At 57.1% G+C, this 20,431-nt stretch carries 13 protein-coding genes; 6 read left to right on the forward strand and 7 right to left on the reverse strand.

The features are described 5' to 3' along the window. Nucleotides 1–310: 310 nt before the first annotated feature. Genes ACKGJP_RS11500 through ACKGJP_RS11510 form a run of 3 tightly spaced genes read right to left on the reverse strand, consistent with a single transcriptional unit; the run spans nucleotide 311 to nucleotide 2,071 of the window. Entirely contained in the window at nucleotides 311–718 is a 408-nt protein-coding gene (locus ACKGJP_RS11500) for a carboxymuconolactone decarboxylase family protein (RefSeq protein ID WP_409345790.1), read from the reverse strand. A gap of 56 nt (nucleotides 719–774) precedes the next feature. Then, nucleotides 775–1,938 carry a GGDEF domain-containing protein gene (locus ACKGJP_RS11505; protein ID WP_409345791.1) on the reverse strand — a complete coding sequence of 388 codons (1,164 nt, stop codon included), beginning with the start codon at nucleotides 1,936–1,938 and terminating at the stop codon, nucleotides 775–777. Between the two features lie 10 nt (nucleotides 1,939–1,948). Next, nucleotides 1,949–2,071: a hypothetical protein gene (locus ACKGJP_RS11510; protein WP_409345792.1), complete on the reverse strand. Its 123-nt coding sequence runs from the start codon at nucleotides 2,069–2,071 to the stop codon at nucleotides 1,949–1,951. A 244-nt stretch (nucleotides 2,072–2,315) separates the two neighbouring features. Between ACKGJP_RS11510 and ACKGJP_RS11515 the strand changes: the two genes are divergently transcribed. The 4 genes from ACKGJP_RS11515 (at nucleotide 2,316) to ACKGJP_RS11530 (ending at nucleotide 9,416) form a co-directional block, all read left to right on the forward strand. Then, on the forward strand, nucleotides 2,316–3,452 hold the full coding sequence (locus ACKGJP_RS11515; protein ID WP_409345793.1) for a glycosyltransferase family 4 protein: 1,137 nt from the start codon (nucleotides 2,316–2,318) through the stop codon (nucleotides 3,450–3,452). Nucleotides 3,453–3,522: 70 nt separating this feature from the next. Next, a complete protein-coding gene (locus tag ACKGJP_RS11520) occupies nucleotides 3,523–4,803 on the forward strand; it encodes an exonuclease SbcCD subunit D (protein ID WP_409345794.1) in 1,281 nt (426 codons plus the stop codon). 73 nt (nucleotides 4,804–4,876) lie between these two features. Then, nucleotides 4,877–8,455, forward strand: coding sequence for an AAA family ATPase (locus ACKGJP_RS11525; RefSeq protein WP_409345795.1), 3,579 nt, complete (start codon nucleotides 4,877–4,879; stop codon nucleotides 8,453–8,455). 1 nt (nucleotide 8,456) lies between these two features. Beyond that, nucleotides 8,457–9,416 (forward strand): D-2-hydroxyacid dehydrogenase, encoded by a 960-nt coding sequence (locus tag ACKGJP_RS11530; protein WP_409345796.1) that lies wholly within the window; start codon nucleotides 8,457–8,459, stop codon nucleotides 9,414–9,416. Here the strand turns inward: ACKGJP_RS11530 and ACKGJP_RS11535 are convergent. The 3 genes from ACKGJP_RS11535 to ACKGJP_RS11545 are packed head-to-tail and all read right to left on the reverse strand — an operon-like array spanning nucleotide 9,413 to nucleotide 13,102. Continuing rightward, complete coding sequence (locus tag ACKGJP_RS11535; RefSeq protein ID WP_409345797.1) at nucleotides 9,413–10,570, reverse strand: Ger(x)C family spore germination protein; 1,158 nt, start codon at nucleotides 10,568–10,570, stop codon at nucleotides 9,413–9,415. The two genes, ACKGJP_RS11530 and ACKGJP_RS11535, sit on opposite strands and share 4 nt — an antisense overlap. Then, nucleotides 10,567–12,030 carry a spore germination protein gene (locus ACKGJP_RS11540; RefSeq protein WP_409345798.1) on the reverse strand — a complete coding sequence of 488 codons (1,464 nt, stop codon included), beginning with the start codon at nucleotides 12,028–12,030 and terminating at the stop codon, nucleotides 10,567–10,569. Before ACKGJP_RS11540 ends, ACKGJP_RS11535 begins: the two co-directional genes overlap by 4 nt. Next, a complete protein-coding gene (locus ACKGJP_RS11545) occupies nucleotides 12,014–13,102 on the reverse strand; it encodes an endospore germination permease (protein ID WP_409345799.1) in 1,089 nt (362 codons plus the stop codon). The genes ACKGJP_RS11540 and ACKGJP_RS11545 overlap by 17 nt, the downstream gene beginning before the upstream one ends. A 256-nt stretch (nucleotides 13,103–13,358) precedes the next feature. Here ACKGJP_RS11545 and ACKGJP_RS11550 point away from each other — a divergent pair, with 256 nt between their 5' ends. After that, nucleotides 13,359–15,089, forward strand: coding sequence for a hypothetical protein (locus tag ACKGJP_RS11550; protein WP_409345800.1), 1,731 nt, complete (start codon nucleotides 13,359–13,361; stop codon nucleotides 15,087–15,089). A gap of 28 nt (nucleotides 15,090–15,117) precedes the next feature. Further along, nucleotides 15,118–16,386: a DegT/DnrJ/EryC1/StrS family aminotransferase gene (locus tag ACKGJP_RS11555; protein WP_409345801.1), complete on the forward strand. Its 1,269-nt coding sequence runs from the start codon at nucleotides 15,118–15,120 to the stop codon at nucleotides 16,384–16,386. Between the two features lie 190 nt (nucleotides 16,387–16,576). Here the strand turns inward: ACKGJP_RS11555 and ACKGJP_RS11560 are convergent, their stop codons facing one another. Further along, nucleotides 16,577–20,110 carry an Ig-like domain-containing protein gene (locus ACKGJP_RS11560; protein WP_409345802.1) on the reverse strand — a complete coding sequence of 1,178 codons (3,534 nt, stop codon included), beginning with the start codon at nucleotides 20,108–20,110 and terminating at the stop codon, nucleotides 16,577–16,579. Between the last annotated feature and the right edge of the window lie 321 nt (nucleotides 20,111–20,431).

Consider the following 20,431-nt stretch of genomic DNA (forward strand, 5'->3'; position numbering starts at 1 on the left):
CCTTCAGAGCCATATAGTGAAGCTAACCTCACTAATAGTGAACCTGGCGGAAAAATAGCGACATCCGGTTCACTATCCGTCCGATTTCGTACTATTTGACTGAAAATAGTGAATCTGGGTTCATTATTAGTGAATCAAAGTTCACTATGCAACAATACTCGGACCAAATTATAGTCCCAAGGTATAACCTTGCGTTCATCCACGTGCATGCCGCCAATCGGCTAACATGACAAGGTCATACAAAAAAAGGAAAAAGCAGTCAAAACCGCTTGTAAAGCGAGATTGACTGCTTTTTTTGAACCTCTTGGCCTTATTCCGCAGCAGGATTAGCCGATTCGCCGGTGCCGTACGCGATGCCGCGCTCCGCGAATACCGCCCGCACGATCGCCATCGCGTTCATCACGCGCGGGAAGCCGATATACGGGATGCAGTGCAGCACGACTTCGACGATTTCCTCCGGCGACAGCCCGGCATTCAGCGCCGATCCGATATGGACGGACAGCTCTTTCTCGCAGTCTCCTTGGGTGATGAGCGCGGTGATTGTCACGATCATCCGTTTGGACAAGTCGAGCCCCGGGCGCGAATAGATGTCCCCGTAGGCGAATTCGACAATGAACCGGCACAAATCCGGCGAAAATTGATGATGCCGCTCAATCGTTTGGGCGCCCTTCGTACCGGTCACCTCGAGCAGCTTATCCCAGCCTTTTTCGAATTGCATCGCGATTATTCCCCCTTCTGGGCAGCCCGCACGAAAGGTACGCCGCTAGCCGCGGATTAACCGATCTGCATGGGGGCTTGCTTAACGTATTTGGCAACCTTGTTTTTGCCGGTCGTTTTGGCTTTATACATGGCTTCGTCGGCTTGCTTCACGAGCGCGTCCGGCGTAACCCCGCGTTTAAGCTTGCTGTAGCCGATACTGACGGTGACTCCTGCCTCCGCCTCGACGCGGCGGCGGATCGTTTCGGCAAGCTCGCCTACGTCGGTATCCGTATCCGTGACGAGCACGACCATTTCTTCGCCGCCATACCGCCCGCAAACGCCGATTTCCGCGCACGCGTCCTTCACGATATGGGCCACCTGACGAAGCGCATCGTCGCCGCGCTGGTGCCCAAGCGTGTCGTTCAATTTTTTGAAATTGTCGATGTCGCTAAAAATGACCGAAACCGGCACGTTATGGTGTACATAATGCTGGACGTGATTCATAAAATAGCGGCGGTTGTAGAGCCCGGTTAGCGCATCCGTTATAGAGCTGGTGTAGATGGCTTGCAGAAGCTCGACGACCCGTTCGAACAAGAGAAGGAACAGCATGATGAAATACGAAACGGTCAGAGCATCCTCGATGAGGGATAACAACGGGACTTGTCCGTCCAGGCCGTATTCATGAACGACGTGAACGCTGTGCGCGGCAAAAAACAAGGCGAGTCCGAGCTGATATTTCGTCGTTTGTCCGATGCGCGGCGTTATGCGGGCATAAAAGTAAAACAGAACGAGAAACAAATAAAGCTCCAGCCAAAAATCCTGCAGCAGCCGAAGCTGCCCCGGGGTGCCCCCGAATCCGTCCGCCGCCGCAAAGTGGATCAGCGAAAGCACGACCCCGACGACCGTTAGGAGCGTGAAAACGAGCTGCTGCTTGGCGGCCGAGGAGTTGTAGAGGCGGTACACGCCCCAGTTCACATAGATGAACGACAGCGTTTTGAGCAGGCGAACGCCGTATATGGCCCAATCTTGGGCCGCCGATCCGGAAATCTCGGTTGTAATGATGAATGCATACTGGAGCATGAGCATGATCAAGGCGACGGTAAACGTCACGTATGATTTTTTACGCCGGCTAAGATACAAGCGCAGCGACATCATAAACATGAGCAGCAGCATAATTAATATGAGTGAAGAGAAGAAAACCGGCCTCAGCGGGCCGTAAAACAACTGAAGTCCATCCATCCGCATCCTCCTACACGATCCCGCAAACGCATATGGCCGCCGCCGGGTTAAAATGAAACATGCTTCGCCTGCGGTCCTGCGGCTGTGCGACGACGAGCGCGGAGGAGAGCTGCGGTATTGCGCTTCGAGCCAATCCGCATTCTTCCAGGGACAACCAGTGCGAATCCATTATAGCAAATTTATCGGCTACGAGTTACAATAACATAAGAGCATGTGTTCTGTTAGCGCATAGAAAACGAAATTTTTCGCTTTCTATGCTTCATGCCCGCTTAAACCGAGTCTTGCGAATAGATTTTAGCGGCATCCTAATCCGTGTGAACGATTATTTCAATAGGGAAAGAACGATCTGCAGCCAGTGGGAAGTTTGGGAGGAAGTCATGAATATACTACAAGCGTTGTTTTTTCCGCCGGAGCAGCCGGGCGGCGTTTCTTCCATGATTCCGTATATTCAGGAGCGGTACACGAAGAAGGGCTGGGACATGGAGCTCTTTTCGCTGCCGAAGCGCGTGAGAAGCAAAGGAACCGAGGACGTCCGTTTCCAGACGTTCGATTGGATCAAATATGCCGGTAATCCGATCGTGGACAAATATATCCAAACCTATAAAGACTACGTATGGTGGACGCGCATGCGGCTGAAAAAGAAATACGATCTCATCCATGCGCATCACCCGATTGCCGCTCTAGTGATGAAGCAGTTGTATCCGGATACGCCGCTCATTATGACGATTCACTCGAGCTACGAGCGCGAGCTTGTCCTTAACGGCAAAATCAAGGAAGGCGGACCCGAGCACGCATTCTTGACCTCCATCTATCGCGAGCTGGAGGAGAAGGTGAACCAGATCGTCACGGTATCCGTATCGTTCAAGCAGTATATCGGCGATTACGTGCAGGATCCGGACAAAATCGGCGTGATTCCGAACGGCTTCGACGAGAAGCGCTTCCGCCCGATTCCCCATGAAAACGCCGTGCCGCAGCTGATTTCCGTCTGCCGGCTCGTGCCGGCCAAAGGGCTCGATACGCTGCTGAAGGCTTGCGCCGAGCTGAAGGCCAAGGGCCATCCTTTTGTGCTGCATTTGATCGGGGACGGTCCGTCCCGGCCGGAGCTGGAGCAGATGGCGGTCGATTTGAACATTTACGAAGAAACGATATTTTACGGTTATATGCTTCATCCGGAGGAGTTTATGCCTTTCTTCGATATTTTCGTGCTGCCTTCGCGGGCGGAAGCGTTCGGGTCGGTGTTCGCCGAAGCAGCGCTTTGCTTGCTTGCGCTAGTCGGGACGAATGTCGGCGGAATATCGGAGCAGATCGAGAACGGCCGGAACGGCCTGCTCGTGCCGCCGGAGGATCCGCATGCGCTGGCGCACGCACTGGAGAAATTGATCGCGGACCCGTCCTACCGGTACGCCCTTGCGCGGTCGGCTTGGGAGAAGGCGAAGAAGACATACTCGCTGAACCGCGTCATCCAGCAAATGACCAAGATGTACGAAGTTTATAAAATAAAGCCTGCCGAGTAGCCAAACTTGCATGAACGGCTGGCATCGGCTTGGCTGGAACATAGAAATGGAACGAGGAGGAACCGGGCTTATGCCGGCATTTCGATTCATACATGCGGCCGACCTGCATCTGGACAGCCCGTTCCGCGGAATGGCGGGCTTGCCCGATGCGGTTCGCGATACCGTACGGCGCTCGACGTTCGACGCGCTGGATGCGCTTATTCATCTTGCGGAAAGGGAGCGCGCGGACTTCGTTCTTATCGCCGGCGACGTATACGATGCAAGCGACCGCTCGTTAAGAGCGCAGCTGCGGCTGCAAAAAGCGATGAAGCGGCTCGCGGAAAGCGGCATTCCGGTTTATGTGATTCACGGCAATCACGATCCTGACGACGGACGGGCGGCACGGCTAGAATGGCCGGACACCGTCCGTTTCTTTTCGTCCGAGGAAGCGGAAAGCGTACTGGCGCGCTCCCGTTCGGGAGAGGCGCTGGCCCGCATATACGGAATGTCCTACCGTACGTCCGCCGTTACCGAAAACTTGGCGGCGCGTTACGTACGCGTACCCGATGCGCCCTACCATATCGCCATGCTTCATTCGAACGTCGACGGCGATCCCGGTCACGACAACTACGCGCCATGTTCGCTCCGGGAGCTGCTGGCAAGCGGCATGGACTACTGGGCGCTCGGCCATATTCATACGAGGCGCGTGCTTCATGAAGCGCCCTTCGTCGTGTATCCCGGCAATACGCAGGGCAGAAGCGTACGCGAGACGGGCGCGAAGGGCTGCTATGTGGTCGATGTGACGGAAAGCGGGACGACGACGTTAAGCTTCCGGGCGCTCGACGCGGTAAGATGGTTTCAAGCGGAAGCGACTATCGAGGATGCCGATGGGGATCAGACGCTTAAGGATCGGATCGAGCGAACCTTGGAACAAATCCGATCGGAGGCGGAAGGCAGATCGGCTTTCGTGCGCCTGACACTTACGGGACGCGGCTCCCTGCATACGAAGCTGACGAAAGCCGGCTATCTCGAAGAGCTGGCGGCGGAATTCCGCGAGACGGAGACGGAAAGAGCAGTCTACGGTCCGTTCGTTTGGCTGGAATCGGTAAAGCTTCGGACAAGCCTGAATATTGACCGCGAGATGCTGCTTGAACAAAAAAGCTTTCTGGGCGACCTGCTGCGCATGTGCGAGGAGCTTCTGGAGGACGATGAGAAAGTTCGGCAGTTTTGCGGAGAAGCGGCGGCTTCCCTGCTCGAAAATCCGCGGACGGCGAAGTACGCGGAAGCGGCATTCGGCGACGAAGAGCGGCGCGAATGGATTCGGGGGGCGCAGCAGCTTGCGATCGATCTGCTCGCAGAAGAGGAAGGCTGACGCACCGGGCAGGCGGCCGATGCGTTCAACAAGCCGGGGGAGCTTTGCGGGCGGGAAGGGAGGTTCAACGAGCATGCACATTAAATCGATACATATTGAGCGCTTCGGAGCGGCGTCTGACCGGACGATCCATTTGGACAAGCCAATAACCGTCGTGTTCGGCCCGAACGAGGCGGGGAAAAGCACGCTTATGGCTTTTGTGAGAGCCATTCTGTTCGGTTACCCGGCGCTAAGCGGAGCGGACGCGGCGGCTCAGCGGAGCTTGTCCTCCGGTCACCTTACGCTGCTTGACGAGAGCGGCGGCGAACTGCGCGTCGAAAGGCGCGAGACGCTGCCGGGCAGCTCCGGGCGGGGCCGTTCGCAAGCGGGCGGCAGCTTGACCGTGATCCGTCAAGACGGCTCTTCGGAAAGCGGAGAAGCGGCGCTACATTCGGTGCTGGGGGGCATTTCCGGCGAGCTGTACAAAAGCCTGTTCGGATTCGGTTTAAGCGAGCTGCAGGAACTGCGGACGCTAACGAGCGATGAGCTGAGCGGCTATCTATACAGTGCGGGCTTGGGCTCGCGAGGAGCGGCGATCATGGCGGCGGAACGGAAGCTTGCCCAGGACATGGAGCAGCTGTATCGTCCGCGAGGCAAAAATCAAGAGCTGCAGCGGACGCTTAAATCGATCGAGCAGCTTGAAGCCGACGTTCGGCATGGCAAAGAAAAGGCCGGACGCTACAACGAGCTTACGGCGGAGCTTGCGCGGCTGGAAGAAGCCTTAGGGGAAGCGGATGAGGCCGCAGCCCGCCTGCGCACGGAGCTCGTCTGGCTCGAAATTTGCGAGCAGGCGCTTAGCGGATGGCAGCGGCTTCAGACGATCGAAGGCGAGCTGCGGTTGTTGCCGGAGCCGGACGACCCGTCCGGAACGCCTTTCCCCGAGCAGGCGATGGCACGCTATGAAGAATGGAACGGCGAGCTCGAGCGCCTTTCGGCAGAGGAGAGCCGGATTCGGTTAAAGCTGGATAAGCAGGAGGAACGGATAAGGCCGCTAAAGGCTTATCTGGAGGAGGATGCCCGATTAGCGGCTTCTTCCGACCTGCTGCCGCTGATGGAACGAACCGTCTGGTACCGGAACGGCGCAATCGCCTTAACGGAGCACCGGTTGGAGCTGGAGCAGCTGCAAGAGCAGCTTGGCAGGCTGCTGCGGCAAATCGGCGAAGGCTGGACGGAGGACACGCTCGACCGTCAAATCGTAACGGTGGCTAAGAGGGAACAAACGAGGGAATTCGGCGAGCGCTTCAAGCTGGCGGCTAGAGCGGAGGAGCGGGCTGCCGAGGAGCGGGCGCGGCGATTGGAAGAGACGGCGCTAGCCCGTCACGAACTCGAGCTGCGGGAAGACGAGCTGGCCGAAGCAGCCGCTAAGCGCGAACGGATGCTGGAGCTTCTCGGTTTCGCAATTCCCGCAGAGGAGGCAGGGAAGGTAGGTTCGGCGGGTGCAATAGGCTCGCCAGATGCAGCAGGAGCGACCGGCGCGGCCAGAGTGACTAGTGCGATAGAAGCAATAGGTGCTGCCGGTGCGGCTGGTGCGGCAGGTGCTGCCAGAATGGCCAGTACGATAGGAGCAATAGGATCGGTAGGAACAGCAGGAGTGACTGGTGCGATAGGAGCGGAAGGAGCAGCCGGTGCGGCGAGCGAAGCGGACGCCGCCCTCGCGCAGCTGCGCCGCGACTTGCTCAAGCTGCAGGAGCTGCAGCTTGAGCTGCGGCACGCCTCGCAGCGCGAGCGCGACTTCGCGCAGCGCGCCGAAGCGGCGCCGCCGGCCGGCCGCAGCGCCGCGGGCGACGCCGCCGGCGCTGCGCTGACGCGGCTCGCCTGGCTGAGCGCGGCCGGCGGCGCCGTGCTGGCCGCCGCGCTGCTCGCCGCCGGCGAAAGCGCCGCTGCGCTCGCGGCTGCCGCGCTGGCCGCCGCGGTCAGCGGCTACGCGCTGGCGCAGCGCGGCTCGGCGGCAGCGCGCCGCGCAGGCCGCCCGCTGCCGGCGGCGCTCGCGCCCGAGGCGGCCGAGCCGCAGCGCGAGCGCGAGCGGCTGCAGCGCCAGCTCGCGCCGCTCGCGGCGTCGCTGGCCGCGCGGCTGGCGCGCTTCGCCGCCGCGCCCGAGCTCGCCGCCGCCGCGCAGGCGCTCGCGGCCGCGCCCGAGCTCGCCGCCGCCGCGCAGGCGCTCGCGGCCGCGCCGGGCGAAGCCGCGCCGCTAGACGGCGCCGGCCTGCTGGAGCCGCTCGAGCGTGCGGCGGAGGCGTGGCAGGCTGCGCAGCGCGGCTGGCGGCAGTGCCGCGAGCGCCGCGATGAGGCGGCGCAGGCGTATGCGGCGGTACGCAGGCGGCTCGCGCAGGCGGAAGCGGACGGCGAAAGCCAGGCCGCCGCCAAGAGTGCGCTGCAAGCGGAATGGGACGGCTGGCTGGCCGGCCAAGTTTGGCCGCCAGGGCTAAGTCCTGCCGCCGCGCTTGACCTATTCCTGCTTGTCGAGCAAGCGCAGGACCAGTTGGCCCGCCAAAGAAAAGCGGCAAAACGCTTCGATGCGCTTGCGGAAGAACGGCAAGCGTTCGAGCGCAAAGTTTGCGAGCTTCTTGGAGAGGAGGCTGCAGACGATGTCCTTCTCGCTCTGAAACGGTGGAAGGAAGCGGCGGACCAAGCGTCGGAAAGGGCGCATGTCCTGAAAGGTCTGGAAGAGGAGGAAGAGAGGCTCGCGGAGGAGCTTTCTCTTCTACGCTCCGCGATTGATAAGGTGAAGGCCAAAATCGAGCGGCTGTGGCACGACGCAGGCGCTGCCGGCGAGGAACAATTCCGGCACCGCGTCCGGTTGCATGACGAGCGCTTCCGTCTCGAAGCGGAAAAAAGGCAGGCGGAGGGCATGCTCGAAGCCGCAGCCGGATCCGGCCGGCTGGGACGGCTGCGCGCCGTTCTTTCCGCCAAAAGCGGCGACGAACTGAAAGCGGACAGTCAAGCGATTCGGGATAAGCTGGACGAAACGAAGCGGCTTGCCGACGAGCGGCGCGACCGCCGGGGACGGCTGCGCGCCGAGCTTGAGCAGATGGAAGGCGGAGGCGGGCAAAGCGAAGCGGTGCAGCGACTCGCCGAGCAAACGGCGCTGTTCGCCGATCAAGGCGGCCGCTGGGCAACGCTGGCCGTCTGTGCGTCGCTCTTCCGAAAAGCGCGGGACGTTTACGAACGGGAACGGCAGCCGGGCGTGCTGCAGCGGGCGTCCGAGCATTTCGCGCAGATGACGGGAGGCCGCTATTCCCGGATTGTCGCGCCGCTAGGCGAAAGAAGGCTGGCGGCCGTGAAGCCGGACGGCGATCATCTGGATTCCTCGCTGCTTAGCAGGGGGACGGCGGAGCAGCTATATTTGGCGATGCGTTTTGCGCTAGCGGAGGAATATGCCGGCAGAGCGCGACTGCCTTTAATCATGGACGACATTTTGGTAAACTTTGATAAGGAAAGGCTGATTCGGACCTGCTCCGTGCTGGAGCAAGTGGCGGAGCGGCATCAGATCGTGCTGTTTACCTGCCATCCGCACATCGTCGAAGCCATTTCGCAGACCGTTCCTTCATGCGGCGCGATCATGCTGGACGGGGCGGTTGGGAATGCGGCACAAGCGGAGAGAGGGGCGAGATAGGATGAATATTGTCGTACTGGACGGATATACGCTGAATCCGGGAGATTTAAGTTGGACTCGGCTGGAGGCTGCCGGAAAGGTAACCGTTTATGAGCGGACCGCGCCGGAGCAAATCGCCGATCGCGCCGCACATGCGCATATCGTGTTGACGAACAAAACGCCGCTGACTAGGGAGACGATAGCGCAGTTACCGAACCTGCAATATATCGGCGTGCTGGCGACGGGCTATAATATCGTCGACATCGCGGCTGCATCCGAGAGAGGCATTCCGGTTACCAACGTTCCGGGTTACAGCACGCAATCGGTGGCGCAGCTTGTATTCTCTCTGCTGCTGGAGCTGTGCCAGCAGGTTCGCTTGCATAGCGACGCGGTTCGTGCAGGGGATTGGGCGAGCTGCCCGGATTTTTGCTTTACGCGTTCGCCTCTAACGGAGCTGGCAGGCAAGACGCTGGGAATTATCGGCTACGGTACGATCGGACAGCAGGTGGCGAGGATCGGGCTTGCTTTCGGCATGAAGGTTATCGCTTCGGCCACCCGTCCGAAAACGATAGCCGGCCTGGAACAAGTGACGATGGGGAGCAACGCAGACGTGTTTGCGTTATCCGACGTCATCAGTCTGCACTGTCCGCAAACGCCCGAGACGGAAGGACTCATCAATGCGGGCTCCATTCAACAGATGAAGAGCAGCGCTTTGCTTATCAATACGTCACGCGGCGGTTTGATCGTCGAGCGCGATCTGGCCGCTGCCCTGAACGAAGGCAAGCTGGGGGGCGCAGGCCTGGACGTATTGTCCAAGGAGCCGCCGGCGGCGGACAATCCTCTGCTCGGCGCGCGCAACTGCCTGATTACGCCGCATATCGCATGGGCAACCTTCGAAGCGCGGCAGCGGCTGATGGATACGGCGGTTGACAATGTTTCTTCCTTCTTGGCCGGCGCCGTATCGAATGCGGTGAACCGCTAACGCGAGTACTTGTACTTTCCTGTCAAAGTAATGCTCACATGGACGTCGACAGGTCCTAAAGAATCGGCTGTCAACGCGGCGGATCCGCCGCCGCCGGGATGCACCGCTTTCCACAACTTATAGTGGAAGCGGTGCAGCTTTTGATTCAGCTGGAGTACGTCGGCGTCCAGATTCAAGCCTTCTTGAAACGTTAGCCGGATTTGCTCGGCGACTTTTTTCTCCGCCGCCTTCTGCAGATCGTTCATGCTGATATCGGTCATTTTATTGGATAAGATCGCAGTAGCCGACACGGTTACTCCATAACGGATACGGCCGTCTTCGCGGATGATCCGGATGTCCGATTTCGGTTTGATCAACTTAAGCATCGCAGCAATCTTGCCGCCATGCTCGACAGTCAAAAAAGATTGCTCCGTTTCATTCTCAAGCCACCGTGCCCCCACGAATTTCTCAGCCGGAATAAACCCCTTGTATTTATTTTTCTGGAAAACATGGACGCCCCCTAGCGTAAAAGAGCTTTTTTTGGCATTATCCTTTTCCCACGTATCACCGGTTACCTTCAGCGAGGGAAGCAGCGTGCTGCGGCCATCGTCATAATAATCGGCCACAAAATCGTGCAGCATGAGCGGGCGGATCATGGAATACTGCTTGTAGCCGTCCTCCGGGTTGTGCAGCCTCGTGAGCAACCGCGTTTGCTCAAAGCTCGGCTTGACGGTAAATACCTTTTCGATCGGGTCCGATGTGGCGAAAACCCAGCTTGTATAGCGGGTTTCGTGGAAACGGTCAAATTCCCTGATATAGGTTTTCATTTCCGGACTTCTTAGCAAATTTTCGGTCAGCAGCAGCCCCGTCGTATGCCCCCAAAAAATTTCCTTCGGCGAAGACTCGTAAATTTTGGCCACAGCCTCGGTAATCGTTTTGCCGCGCCCCTTGCCGATCCAGAGCGGCGTGTTTTCGGTCGGGTTACTGCCTTCGGATTTGGCGATATTCGAAACGCTGAGCATTTGAAAATAAACGATATATTCATTATCCGCATAATCGATGCCGATTCCATTGATGTAATCAAGCATATCCGCATCCTTTGCGTTCCCGCAGCCCGATAGCAAAAGGCACGTTACAGTTAGCAGAAATACGGCGAATTGCCGGAACAGCTTCATTCCTCTTCTTTCCTTTCCTCGCGCTTGGGCTTGGTTACCACGCTTGACTTGGCGTTCCGCTGATTGACCGTCCATGACAGCTTCACGAGCGAAGCGGCCAATTCTTTGAAATTCGGCGGGGAAACGGGCGACAAATACGGGACGCCGAAAGAGGAGAGGCTCGCCCAGTACAGGACGATGCCGAACATGCCGAGGAAGAAGCCGAACAAACCGAAATAGGTAGAGAGCAGTAAAATGACGATTTGCAAAATGGCCGTAGCCGAATTTAACCCGTGCGATTGGTTCGTAAAGCCGGCCGTAAACGTCAACGCGGCGATAATTAGCGTTGTGGGAGAGGTCATGCCTGCCCGAATCGTCGCATCCCCGACGATCAGGCCGCCGACGACTGACAGTGCGGGACCGATTGTCGAGGGCAGCCTTGAGCCCGCTTCAAAGAACAACCGGAACATAAGAATCATCATGAGCAGCTCGTACGAGGAAGACATCGGCACGCCTTGGCTGGAAACGATGATCGTTGCGAGCAGCGGAAACGGAATTTGATCTTGATGAAAGGTCGTAAGCGCCGCCCAAAGTCCGGGCAGGAACAAAGTAATGTACAGGCTCAATCTCCGGAGAAGACGGGCGAACGAAACGTACACGACCGGACTGTGCGCGTCTTCGGCCGCATTGAACAAGTAGCTGAGCGTAACGGGAGCGATCTGAGCGGCGGGCAGCCCGTCAACGATTAGGGCGAAACGGCCCCGCAGCAAGCTTTCCAGCGTATGGTCCGGCCGCGAGGTAATGCCCATGAGCGGAAATAGCGTCAAGGATTTGTCGGACAGCAGATTTTTTAACTGCTCGTTGCTGTATAGCGCTTCTATATCGAGCTTTTCAATTCTAGCGCGTATTTCATTGATGACCCCGGTGGCGGCCGTATGCTCGAGGTAAATCAATCCGACGTCCGTACGCGAGTGAGACCCGACCGAGAAGCATTCGAACTTTAGCGACGCCGTTCGCATCCTCTTGCGAATAAGCGCAACGTTGGTGGACAAATTTTCGACGAAGGCGTCGCGCGGACCGAATAAGGGGGGCTCTACGGTGGAGTCTTGCGGCTGGCGTTCGGGCGTGTCCGAAATATATATCCCATACAGCCGATTCAGCTCTTCGAACCAAATAAGCAGATTCCCGTTTAGTACGGAACGCAGCGCGTCATCCTCCGATTTTTCCTCGGCAAAGGGAAATAGCAGCAAATTCGCATGCTCGGCCAGTATACCGCTAGCGAAGCCGGATTGGCGGAACATGTCGTTCAAGCCGGGCATGACCGTTTTGAGAATCAGCCCCTCGTCGCTAATGCCTTTGCAATAGATCAGCTCAAGCGTGGCATTCCGCTTTTCGTCCTCGTAACGGAACGTTTGAAAAGTCACGTCGCTGCATTTATCGAATTTGCTTCGAAACTGTTCATAATCAAGGTTGTTGCTCATGAGAGGCTCCTCCACGCTTCAACAGGGTAAGAATGCTTAATACGGCGGTAGCGGCCAGCAGCAATAAGAAAGCCGAAGGAAAAACGAACGAGACGATGAAGCGGAAATAGTCGTAATCCGTCAGCGGTATGGCGATGCAGAGCAATAACGCAACCGATAGAGCGATGAGCGTCGTACTTCGGGTTTTTGCTTTTTGGATGGGAAGCAGCTCGCCGATCATGAACAGGCAGATGGAAATGCGAATAAACGCGCCGGACAGCCACTGGTAGATGGAGAACGTATCGAGATGCTCCAAGTAACGTTTGAAATGGATGAGCCTCCATTGCTCAAAAGCGGGATAGCGCAGCCTGGCCGCCTCCTCGGGACCGAATTCGGCAATCGCTCCCATAAGGGGGCCGAGCGTCAACCCTACCAAAATAAGTCCGAGCAGCGCCATATGACGGTATCGAATCTTGGACGAAATTCGGTGAGAAAGCAAAAACACAAGAAACAATTCCATATAAGCGGCTCCGGCATACATCATGCCCCGCCAAACCGGCTTGAGACCGTCGATGGTTACCGGCAGGAGTCTGCCGTAGTCTTTGTTCGGAATGTTCGCGCCCGCAACGAAAAAACCGAGCAAGACTACGCCGGGAAGCAGAATACCGGCGGTAATGGCGATAGCCTGAAGGCCGACATTTGCCGCGATAGAACTGACGATAACCAGGCCGCAGGCGAGTATCATTTGCGAAGAACCGGGCAAGTAGCTGGAGATGGTCCAGACTATCGTCTCCTGCAGGGTAAGAAAGGCTTGAACGAACAAGTTCAGGCACATAACCGACGTTAGGATCCAGGCGACGGCTTTGCCTGCCTTCGAGGACAGCCAATCAAAGAGCGGCCGTTCTCCCTTAGCCTTGATTAAGCGGACAAGCAGCCATATCCATAGCAGATACGGAATGACGTTGGCTACCGCCGCAACCCATGCGTCCCTTCCGGAAACGCTGAGCAGTATGGGGATGAGCGTCACGTGGTTCATTAGTCCGGCCGACATCATCACGAGCATAAAAAGCTGTACCGTATTGATTTTACTCATGGTCGTGCCGTCCTCCTCCGATTCCCTCATTTATCACGCACACGTTAGGTTTTGGAAAAGAAGCGTTTTCTATGCTTGGAGGAAAGGAAAGTTTCTCGAAATTATGATACAAGTACTATACAAGTATCGTTCGTTTGATTATAATGAGAGTATCAAACGCCGGTTCGTTCCGGCAAAGTCACACCGGACGGTAAGCGCTTCAGCCGCTTCCGCCGGGAAAGCGCATAAACAGAATAACGCGTTGGGAGGGATTACAGTGCGCATTGCGAAAGTTGCGGTGTTGATCGACCGGCAGGCGGCCGAACGGCATTGGCATTACGGTTTGAATGTGTTTCAAACCTATCTGAATGAAATATTAGAGCACGCCGGCGTCCCGTATGAAAAGATAGATCGGATCGAACGTTTGCGCGAAACGGCTTACGATGTCGTCCTCGTCGGGTTGTCGGCCGAGGATGAAGAGAGTTCACAGGCGCTATGGAACGCGGCGGAGGCGGGAAGCATCGTGATTTCCTATGGGGGAATATCGGCGCTTGCGGGCAGGTGCGGCGCCATACAGCTTCCCGCGAGTTCGGCCGGGTACGCGCTGCAGCACGATAGCGGAGACGAGCGCCTGCTTCGGTATACGTCGGCCCGGCCATGGATAGCGTCGCCTGACGCCGCTTCGGTTAGCAAGACGAAAGGAACCTTGCGGCCGAATCATCCGGATGGCGGAGATATCGCCCCAGCGCTGCTCGTACTCCCGGTAGGAGGCGGGGAGATTCACCGTTTTGCCGTGGATATCCCGACGACCGTCGTTCAGCTCCAGCAGGGATTATCGCCTGTGCTTTCCGACGGCGTACCGGCGCCTGACGGCAGCGCGCCCCTCGACGAAGGTATTCTGAAAGCGGACGACCGTATTTCCCTGGACTGGGAGCATGACCGGGTGCAGACGGAAACGGGGCAGCCGTATTTCCCGCATCCGTATGCCGACCTGTGGCGGGAAACGCTTCTTTCTCACTTGCTCCGCACCGTCACGGATAAAGGACTAACCCTTCCGTTTACCGGTTATTGGCCGGACGGCATTCAACAGGTAGCGCTTATTTCGCACGATAGCGACGGAAACATCGACGCCTCGGCGGAAACGACTCTCCGGGTGTTGAAGGAACAGGACGTCAGATCGAGCTGGTGCATGATCGAACCCGGATTCAGTCCGGAGTGGTACGAGCAAATTTTGGCTGCCGGACATGAGCTTGCGTTTCATTACAATGCGCTGACAAGAGATAAAGGCTTCTGGGATGAAGCGGAATTCGGACGTCAGTTCCAGTGGCTGAAGGATGCGACAAAGCTGGATCGCATCGTTTCCAACAAGGATCACTATACGATTTTTCACGGCTGGGGCGAGTTGTTCTCCTGGTGCGAGTCGGCAGGCATTCAAGTCGACCAAACGCGCGGACCGAGCAAACGAGGGAACGTCGGCTTCCTGTTCGGCACCTGCCATCCCTATATGCCTATCGCATGGTCGAACGAACGCAACCGCATGTACGACGTGATGGAAATCGGATTTTTGACGCAGGATTTGGATATTGACCGGTGGGCGGACAGCAGCGTCATCGTGCCGTTCCTGGAGCAGGTTGCAAAAGTAGAGGGGATTGCGCATTTTCTGTTTCATCAAGTCCATTTGCATTCGAATGAAAACGTGAGGAACTCGTTCGCCCGGTTCGTGCAGGAAGCGAAAGCGCGCGGCTTCACCTTCTGGACGGCGGAGCAGATTAATGCTTGGGAAAGAAAACGCCGCACGGTACAAATCGAAATATCCGGCGATCGTCATGATTGGAGTATCGCAGTAAAGCCGCCTCGCGGAGAAGCGGAAGCCGCCTCTGCCGCTGAGCGGGAAGGTGAAGGCGAAGCGACGAAATGGGTCGTGTGGGTACCGGTTCCGGCAGGACAATCCGTTCAGGATGCGGTACGGAAATTCGGCGTTCCTTGCTTAAGGAAAGTCATTTCGTAAAGAACGAATATACAGGAGGGGAATCATCATGCAAAAGCTGGCGATCAACGGAGGTACGCCCGTACGCAGCAAGCCGCTTCCGCCGAATTATCCGGGAGCGACGGTAATGGGGCAGGAGGAAATCGCGGGACTCGTGAAGGTGATCGAGGCGCAGTCTCCGTTTCGATATTACGGGCCGGACATGCAGAAGGCGGTCGAGCAATTCGAGAACGAAATGGCGCAAACACTGGAAGTGCCTTATGTGCTGGGCGTAACCTCGTGTACGGCTGCATTGGTCGTAGCGCTGAAGGCGCTGGGCATCGGATACGGCGATAAGGTTATCGTTCCGGGCGTTACGTTCATCGCTTCCGCTGGAGCGGTCGTATGTGCGGGAGCCGTCCCGGTATTCGTCGATGTGGACGATAGCTTGAACATGGATGCCGCCGATCTCGAACGCGTTTACGATGAAGATGTGAAGGCGATCATCGCCGTTTCGATTCTGGGTCATCCGGTGCATCTGGATCCGGTATTGGCGTTTGCGCGTAAGCATAACATCAAAGTGATCGAAGACGTCGCACAATCTTGCGGCGTTCAGTATAACGGCCGTTATGCGGGTACGATGGGAGACGTAGGCGTCTATAGCTTCCAAATGAACAAAGTGCTGACATCCGGCGAAGGGGGAGCGGTGGTTACCCGGGATCCTCATGTTTTTGCACGTGCCGCCCGTTATCACGACCAAGGAATATTCCGCGACAAAGGCCGTTACGGCATCGAATCGCCGGAGGAAACGGATGCGTTTGTCGGGCAAAATTACCGGATGAGCGAGCTGTCGGGTGCCGTACTGCTTGAACAATGGCGCAAGATGGACGGTATGGTGGCGACGATGCGCAAGCAGGCTGCCGCCATTAAAAGATCGGTTGCCGAACAGCTGCCTGCCATTCGATTCCGCGGCGTTGTGGACGAAGCCGGCGATATCGGCTCCCATGTCAGCATCGTTTTGCCGGACGGCGAAGCGGCGAACCGGTTCATGTCCGCACTGGGGGGCGAAAATATTCAATCTTATACGCTATATGGCGGCCGTCCGGTGTATATGGTGCCGCAGCTCTTTCACCAGCGCACGGCGGATAAGGATAACTTCCCATTTAATTATCCGTTCCGCAATCCGGTCGTATACCGCGAGGATCAATGCCCGCGCGCCGTAGATTTGCTCCCGCGATCCGTCTTTATTCCGGTCAGCCCTCTGCTCACCGACGAAGACGCCGGACAAATTGCGGAAGGGATCGTCAAAGTGTATAACGCGCTCTTTGTTACCGCGTAACCTAAATCGGCCTCCCGTCTTCATGGGAGGCCGATTGTTCTTCTTAGACCATTGCGAGAGGGGTTGTCCCGAATGGGCTTCCTCGAACGGAGCGACCGCCGCAAACGAATAAACGTCCACCCTGCGCTAAGTGCGGAGGGTGGACGTTATTTTGTTCTGGGTTATTGCGAATAGCGGGGCCGAATCGCGATTAATTCGTCGTGAACTTATAGCTTGCCGCCGCAACCGCTTTGCCGTTATAGTCGGTAATTTGACCGGCATTTCCTTCCGTGATGCGGATTTCCCCGCTTTTGCCGGGCTTCGCAGCCGGTATGGTGAAGGTAAGGATGCGTTCGTCGGCCGAAATCGCGCTAGCCGTGATGCGGCTTCCGTCGATCCAAATTTCCATTGCGCTTGCGAGTCCCGAGGAAGAAGCAAGCGGTCTGCTCATGAGGACGGTTACCGTCGTACCGGACGCGGCTGCGGCCTCTATATAAGGTGCAGCATGCTGGCTTTCGTTTCCGGCCAATACGGTTTCGTTCGCCCCGTTGGTTCCCTCGAGCCGCAGCCGCTGCGTATCGGTTATCGTACCTGCGGACGGATTGTAGCCGATTTTATAGATGCGGCCGTTCTTCATCGGAGAAGGTAGGGACGTGTGCAAGAAGACGCTCACTTTGCTCCTGTCTTTGGAAGCCACGAGCTTCGCATTGGCGCCCGGCGCAATCGTCGTGACGGAACCGTCCGTCGTATCCGTCAACGTATATACGGCTTTATCGGCGTTCAAAACCGCCTCGCTGAAATGAATGTCGAACGTCAGAGCGTCCGTAGACACCGCCGCAACCATCTTCGGCGGTTTATTGGCTTCTCCTATTCCGCCGAACATGACCTTATACGGTTTCCGGCTGTCAGGCTCGATAGCCCGGAACGGAGTAAGCCCGGAGGCGTCCGTGATCCCCTTGAACGAAACGGTATAGACGGCGCCGGCTGCAGGAGTCGCCCCTAAATATAGCGTGACGTCGCTGACGATCGCGTCCGGATCGTTCAAGTTGTCGCCGTATACGGGCATTGGATTGCCGCTCGCATCGACGATTGCAAAAGAGTCCGGCCGGATGTTCTTGACCGGCTGGCTGAAGCTTATGCGCACGGAAGCATTCTCAAGCGCCCGAATGTCGGATACGTACGGATTCGTATTCGAAGTCTGAATCCCGGTGAACGAAACGACGTTGGAACCGTTCGCCGTTTCGAGCTCTTGCGGCCCGCTTACCTTAAGCTGGTAGGACATGCCGCTGCGGAATAAATAGGGATTCGGATTTCCGCCCGATTGAAACCTGACGTTCACCTTCCGCTTATCGGTAACCGGCGTGACGATGCCGGTAACGAGAGGGCCCGAGCTTCCGCTTCCGCCGTTATTGCTGCTCGCTAATTCGACGCGGAGCATGACCAGCTCTTCCGGCCTAATGTCGCGGTTGAATTCCAGCCAGACGGAATTGTAGCTGATTCCGGTGGCATTCCGAACCGAAAGCGGCTGCTTGGCGGCAAACGACTGGTTGACCGGAACGATCGGATTGCCTGCACGGTCTTTAATGCCGGACACGGAGAGCGAGTACTGAACGCCCGGCGAAGGCGCGTTCGACGTCAGCGTCACCGTTCTGGCTACGTCGTTGTAGGTAGCGGTCAGCGCTTGGCCGAGTCCGCCGTCGAAACGGTAATTCGCTTCATCTTCCGCCGAAGCGGGGTCAAGCTGTTCGCTGAATGTCAGCAGCGCTTGCGAGCCGTAGAAAACGGCCGTTTGCAGAACGGGAGGAACATTATCCGGATTACCGGCAAACGTCAAAGCCTCGTTTGACTGCAATATATTTCCTGCCAAGTCCGCGATCCCAGAAACCGTGAGTTGATAGATGGTGCCGGTGATCGTTCGCGAGGTAAGCAGAGTGACGGATAATCCGTCGCTGTCCAGCATCGCCTTTTGGACGGATACCCCATTCGTAATCGTGTAGTTGGCCAAATTTTCCGCCGTCGCTCTCGTTACCTTTTCGCTGAAGGTCAGCTTAATCGACGAATCGGGCATGACTACGGCTGATCGAACCTTGGGAGGCTCGCTATCCGTTATGCCGATAAAGATGTTGCCGGTTTCCGTCATTGCGTTGCCGCTAATATCTTGAAGCTGCTTAACCGTAACTTTGTAGGTTGTGCCGGCCGTTTGCTTGGTCGTGGTCAGATGAACCCAATTGCCGTCGTCGGAAAGCTTGGCTTGCGTAGCGTAAAGCCCGTTGTCGAACGTGTAATTGGACAAGTTATCGATTCCGGATTGGCTGAGCCGTTCGCTGAAAAATAAAGAGACTTCCGTTTGGCTGACTCCGGCTACCGTCAAAAATTCCGGCTTCGTCCGATCGACCGTACCGTTGAAAGTGAATCCCGCCCGCGGCGTCATGACGTTCCCGGACATGTCGGCAATTCCCTGGATGGTCATGTAATAACGCGTCTTTTCCTTCTGCGGTCCCGTTATCAGCGTAACGGTTTTGCCGTCCTTGGCCAATTCGGCCTGCAGTACGGTAAGATCGCGAATGGAATATTTGAACGGATCGGTTGCCGTCGTTTCGTCTACCGGCTCGTTGAACGTGACGGTAACCGTAGCATTCGGATTCACTTGCACGGAATCGACCAGCGGCTTCGTTTTATCCGCACCGAGCGCCTTGTACGTAAACGAACGGCTGCCGGACGTCAGCGTATATTGGACGCCTTCCGTCATTTCATCCGTTACCGCGATAACGGCGTAACGGTCCTTGCCGACCAGCATATCTTGAACGGGCAGGCGGGAGCCTCCTGCCGATACGATCGAGACGGCGGATAGATCGGCTGCGTCTACCGGCTCAAGAAGCGTCAGCTTCACCTTTTTATTCGTTAGCGGTTCGACTTTATCGATCCAGAGCGTTTTGGCTCCGTTCCCCGGCTTCGTCCCGGTATTCCCGCCATTCGGGGTTTCGTAAGTAATGGAAACACGATAAGGTTTGTCTTTGTACGTGATATCGACTTCCGTCGTTCGGCCGGCCAGCAGCAGAAAATTCAGGTCGTACTGCTGAACGGCGCCGTCGCTGAATGTAACTTCGATCCTGCGATCGCTGACCGCGCGCGACAAGACGACGGTGGCGGCTTGATTCGGACCGGGCTGCGAACCGTCTTTCAGCTGGTTGTAAGCGACGAAGGAAGACTCGACGAGCTCGGCTCTGGAAGCCGTCTTCCGATAGTCGCCGTGAAACGAGATGTAGCCGCTGGCAACGGCCTTATCGACAAATGGACGAGCCCATTCGCTCATCGTGCCTTTGTTGACGTTCGGGGGGATATGCTCTTCGCTGTAACCGAGCGCGCGAACGAGAATCGTTGCGAGCTGTTCGATCGTAACGGTCTGCTCGGGACCGAAAGACCCTTCGGCGACGCCGTTCATAAATCCGGCTTTCGTCACGGCGCCGATCGCTCCGTTCGACCAGCGGCTTCGGTCCACGTCGGCATAGCCGCTCGCCGAAACCTCATCCAGCTTCCACAGCCGGGCGATGACGGCGGCAAATTGTTCGCGCGTCATCGAAAGATCCAGCCGGGCGGAACCGTCCTCGTAACCGTTGAATATGCCGGCGCTCTGCAAAATATCGTATTTCCGCATCGTCAGATCGTTCCGTTCCGCGGCGTAGACGCTCGAGTAAGAAGTGGTTAACGCAATAAGCGTCAGTAGGATAAGCAATCTTTTTTTCATCTGCGTTTGCCTCCGGGTGTTGTTTGATTTATGGCTTGCTGCGATTGTGCTTGACGTATCGTGTCCACAGGCCTCATCGCCGTTAACGCGATTGCCTGCTCGGCGCATAGACGAATGCCTATGGTATACATCGGTTTTTGATCCGCATAATTGAAGCGGCGACTGGAAAGTGTTGCATTCCATAGACGCGCGTGCGATGCAAATTGTTTCATTTTGGAAATTGTTTTCTTGGAGCGAAGCGCAGAGGAAGGGGAGGATTCAGGAGGGGGTGGAAGGATTTGCATTGAAAAGCCCGAACAAGCGGTCAAAAGGGGGCTGCGC

Origin of the sequence: Paenibacillus litoralis, assembly GCF_046244365.1 — a bacterium.
GTDB lineage: Bacteria > Bacillota > Bacilli > Paenibacillales > NBRC-103111 > Paenibacillus_V.

Coding starts and splice junctions, on each gene's coding strand:
- ACKGJP_RS11505 (WP_409345791.1), bottom strand. CDS start 1,938: ATGGATGGACTTCAGTTGTTTTACGGCCCGCTGAGGCCGGTTTTCTTC.
- ACKGJP_RS11545 (WP_409345799.1), bottom strand. CDS start 13,102: ATGAGTAAAATCAATACGGTACAGCTTTTTATGCTCGTGATGATGTCG.
- ACKGJP_RS11530 (WP_409345796.1), top strand. CDS start 8,457: ATGAATATTGTCGTACTGGACGGATATACGCTGAATCCGGGAGATTTA.
- ACKGJP_RS11560 (WP_409345802.1), bottom strand. CDS start 20,110: ATGAAAAAAAGATTGCTTATCCTACTGACGCTTATTGCGTTAACCACT.
- ACKGJP_RS11520 (WP_409345794.1), top strand. CDS start 3,523: ATGCCGGCATTTCGATTCATACATGCGGCCGACCTGCATCTGGACAGC.
- ACKGJP_RS11535 (WP_409345797.1), bottom strand. CDS start 10,570: ATGAAGCTGTTCCGGCAATTCGCCGTATTTCTGCTAACTGTAACGTGC.
- ACKGJP_RS11540 (WP_409345798.1), bottom strand. CDS start 12,030: ATGAGCAACAACCTTGATTATGAACAGTTTCGAAGCAAATTCGATAAA.
- ACKGJP_RS11555 (WP_409345801.1), top strand. CDS start 15,118: ATGCAAAAGCTGGCGATCAACGGAGGTACGCCCGTACGCAGCAAGCCG.
- ACKGJP_RS11500 (WP_409345790.1), bottom strand. CDS start 718: ATGCAATTCGAAAAAGGCTGGGATAAGCTGCTCGAGGTGACCGGTACG.
- ACKGJP_RS11515 (WP_409345793.1), top strand. CDS start 2,316: ATGAATATACTACAAGCGTTGTTTTTTCCGCCGGAGCAGCCGGGCGGC.
- ACKGJP_RS11525 (WP_409345795.1), top strand. CDS start 4,877: ATGCACATTAAATCGATACATATTGAGCGCTTCGGAGCGGCGTCTGAC.